This window comes from Kitasatospora sp. NPDC047058 (assembly GCF_040643935.1).
Taxonomy (GTDB): Bacteria; Actinomycetota; Actinomycetes; order Streptomycetales; family Streptomycetaceae; genus Kitasatospora.
The window spans coordinates 1-3522 of record NZ_JBEYVJ010000579.1 but is presented as its reverse complement, the minus strand read 5'-3'; the positions used below and the strand labels follow the sequence as shown (position 1 = coordinate 3522).

General features: G+C 74.3%; 3 protein-coding genes. All 3 read left to right on the top strand.

Annotated elements, in window-relative coordinates; genetic code table 11:
* Window positions 1-279: 279 nt before the first annotated feature.
* Window positions 280-2295 carry a protein kinase gene (locus ABZ885_RS37720; RefSeq protein WP_360199184.1) on the top strand — a complete coding sequence of 672 codons (2016 nt, stop codon included), beginning with the start codon at window positions 280-282 and terminating at the stop codon, window positions 2293-2295.
* Window positions 2296-2330: 35 nt separating this feature from the next.
* Window positions 2331-2510, top strand: a complete 180-nt coding sequence (locus ABZ885_RS37715) for a DUF6104 family protein (protein WP_030057990.1) — start codon at window positions 2331-2333, stop codon at window positions 2508-2510.
* 205 nt (window positions 2511-2715) lie between these two features.
* A partial coding sequence (locus tag ABZ885_RS37710) for a DUF4097 family beta strand repeat-containing protein (RefSeq protein ID WP_360199182.1) occupies window positions 2716-3522 on the top strand: 807 nt, incomplete at its 3' end.

Below are 3522 nucleotides of genomic sequence, written 5' to 3'. Positions count from 1 at the left end.
CGTCCGGGTCTTCCCGGACGAGGTGCAGATCGGCCCGCTGTGGGACCCGGCCGGGGCCGCGCCCGCCGGCGGGGGGGGGGCAGGGGGCGGGCTCCGCCCGGCGGTCCGCTTCACGATGCCGCCATGCCAAGGTCGCAGCTCTGCAACCAAACCGGGACGGACCTGCGAGGAGACCTGACGGCTCGATAGGTTATGCCTCGCCAGACCGCCGCCCGGGTGCCCGTCACAGTGTCCGCGGCCGGCCGGACGACCTCACCGCTCTCCCAGGGGGACCACCACATGACCGCCGACGCACCTCGGGACGCCGCCGCCGCGCCGCTCCCACCGGTCTTCCAGCCGCTGCACCCCGACGACCCGCGGGAGGTCGGCGGCTACCGGCTGTTCGCCCGGCTCGGCGCCGGCGGCATGGGCCGGGTCTACCTGTCGTACACGCCGGGCGGCCGTCCGGTGGCGCTGAAGGTGGTCCGCCCGGAGTTCGCCGAGGACGGCGAGTTCCGCCGCCGGTTCGCCCAGGAGGTCACCAACGCCCAGCGGATCCACGGGCTCTACACCGCCCAGGTGATCGACTCCGGCGGCCTGGACTCGGACGCCCCCTGGCTGGTCACCGCGTACGTGCCGGGCCCGTCGCTGCAGCAGGTGGTGCGGGAGAACGGCGCGCTGCCGGTGCGGACCGTGCTGCTGCTGATGGGCGGCATCGCCGAGGCGCTGCAGGCGATCCACAGCGTCGAGGTGGTGCACCGCGACCTGAAGCCGGCCAACGTGCTGGTGGCCGGCGACGGCCCGCGCGTGATCGACTTCGGCATCGCCCGGGCCGCCGACGCCACCGCGCTGACCGGCACCGGCTACCGGATCGGCTCGCCCGCGTTCATGTCCCCCGAGCAGGCCCAGGGCAAGCCGGTCTCCCCCGCCACCGACGTCTTCGCGCTCGGCGCGCTGGCCGCGTACGTGGCCGGCGGCACCGCGCCGTTCGGCGACGGCCCGGACACCGCCGTGCTCTACCGGGTGGTGCACGAGCAGCCCGAGCTGGACGCCGTCCCGGCCGACCTGCGCGAGCTCGTCCTGCGCTGCCTGGCCAAGTCCCCCGAGGACCGGCCGAAGCCCGCCGAGATCATCGAGGTCGCCCGCAACCACCCGTCGGTCGGCGGGCAGCTGCGGTTCACCGACGACTGGCTGCCCAAGCAGGTCAACACCGAGATCACCCGCCGCTCGGACCTGCCGAAGACCCCGCCGACCCCGCTGCCGGCCGCCCCGGCCACGCCGCCGGCGGCCCCGGCCGTGCCGCCCGCCGTCCCCCCGCAGCCGGTGGCGCAGCCGACCCACCCGGCGACCGCGCTGTCGACCGGCCCGCAGCAGCCGCCGGTCGCCGCCCCGCCCGGCTTCGCCCCGCCGCCGCTCGGCGCGTACGGCGCCCCGCAGCCCGCCACCGAGTCCCCGACCGGGCCGGTGATCCCCTCGCCGCCGACCGTGCAGCTGCGCCAGGAGCCGCCGTCCTACGACACCCCGCCGCCCGGCCCGGTGGTCACGGACACCCCGGCGGCCGCGCCGGAGCCGAAGCGCAAGGGCGTCTCCTGGAAGGCCCTGCTGGTGGTCGCCCTGGTGATGGCGCTCGGCGGCACCGCGGGCGGCGTGGCGCTGGTGAAGAAGTTCGGCGACGACAAGAAGGGCGACAGCTCCGCCTCCGCCCCCCAGACGCCGGGCGCCCAGCCCGCTCCGGCCCAGAGCACGCCCGCCCAGGCCGCGGACACCCCGGCGGCGACCCCCAGTCCGACCGCCACCAAGGCGCCCACGTCGGCCGCGCCCTCGAAGTCGGCCTCGCCGGGCTCGGGCGGCGTCTCGGCACCGGCCCGGCCGAGCGGCTACACCCCGGCGCTCGACAAGGTCGCGCTCGCCGTTCCCGGGGCGGAGTACGCCAGTGATGCGTACCGGATCGACCTGAACGCCGGCAAGGTGGTGCCCCGCACCACCAGCGGCCTGAAGTGGGGTCTCGGCGTCAAGAAGGCGGTCTGCTGCGGCGGCAGGGCGGACTCCTTCGACGCGGTCGGCGACAGCGAGTCCGACTTCGCGGTGATCAGCGACACCGCCGTCACGCCGGAGCAGTGCGCCGCCGCGATCGACTCCCGACCGGACACCGACCTGAGCTTCAACCGGGTCACCGCGGGCCGCCTGCTCTGCATCCGCGACCGCACCAGCCAGAACATCGCGATCGCCGCGGTGGAGGTCGCCGACGCCTCGACCGGGGCGGCCAAGGTCACCGTCAGCACCTGGCGGGCCAACGGCCAGCCCGGACTATCCTGACCGGGTCGAACACCACCACCGGACCGGAGCGAACCGTGTACTTCACCGACCGCGGCATCGAGGAGCTGGAGAACCGGCGCGGCGACGAGGAGGTCACCTTCGAGTGGCTGGCCGAGCGCCTGCGCGAGTTCGTCGACCTCAACCCCGACTTCGAGATCCCGGTCGAGCGGCTGGCCACCTGGCTGGCGCGGCTCGACGACGAGGACGACGAGTGACGCGGTAGACCGCAGCCGGACAGGGCCCGGGAGGCGACGCCTCCCGGGCCCTCCGCGTCCCCAGGGGCGGCTTCCCGTAGGGGGCGCCTCCGGGTCGGCTCCGGGTCCGCCTCGGGGCCGGAATCCCTTGACTACGCCGTCACACGATATATCGTCTTTAAAAGAGAACGCGATACATCGCGAGTCACGACGGGAGGCGGCAGAGATGAGCCAGTGGACGGTCGAGGGGCCCGACAGGATCACCATCGACGAGGAGGTCCGGACCCTTCAGGTGCGGATCGTCGACGGCGCGGTGAACGTGGTCGCCGCCGAGGGCCCGGCCCGCCTGGAGGTCACCGAGCTCAAGGGCGAGCCGCTCCACGTCACCCTCGTGGACGGCGTGCTGACGGTCACCTACCAGGACCTCAGCAGCTGGAGCGAGTTCGGCGACGTCCTCAAGTCGGTCAACTCGGTGAAGGGCTTCCTCTCCTCCTTCAAGCACAAGCGGGTCGCCTCGGTCACGCTGACCGTGCCGGCCGCCACCGAGGTCAAGGTCGGCACCGTCTCCGCCGGCTCCACCGTCTCCGGCTTCGCCGGGCACGTCTCGGCGCAGACCGCCAACGGCGACGTCACCCTGGTCGGCCTGACCGGGCGGACCTCCGCCAACACCATCACCGGCGACGTGGACGCCCAGTCGGTGGCCGGCGAGCTCAAGCTCAACACCGTCTCCGGCGGGCTCACCGTGGTCGCCGGCACCGCCGACAAGGTGCAGGCCAACGCCGTCACCGGCGCGGTCACCCTGGACCTCGCCGTGGCCACCCCGACCGACATCAAGGTCACCACGGTCAGCGGCGCGGTCGGCGTCCGGCTCCCCTCGCTGGCCGACACCAGGGTCGAGGCCGGCACCAACAGCGGCCAGATCTCCAGCACCTTCGAGCAGCTCAAGGTCGGCGGCAGCTGGGGAGCCAAGCGCCTCTCCGGCCAGCTCGGCGACGGCGTCGGCAACCTCTCGGTGACCACCGTCTCCGGCGCC

What these genes read in the sequence shown, in the direction of transcription:
- ABZ885_RS37720 (WP_360199184.1), top strand. Translation starts at nt 280, where the DNA reads ATGACCGCCGACGCACCTCGGGACGCCGCCGCCGCGCCGCTCCCACCG.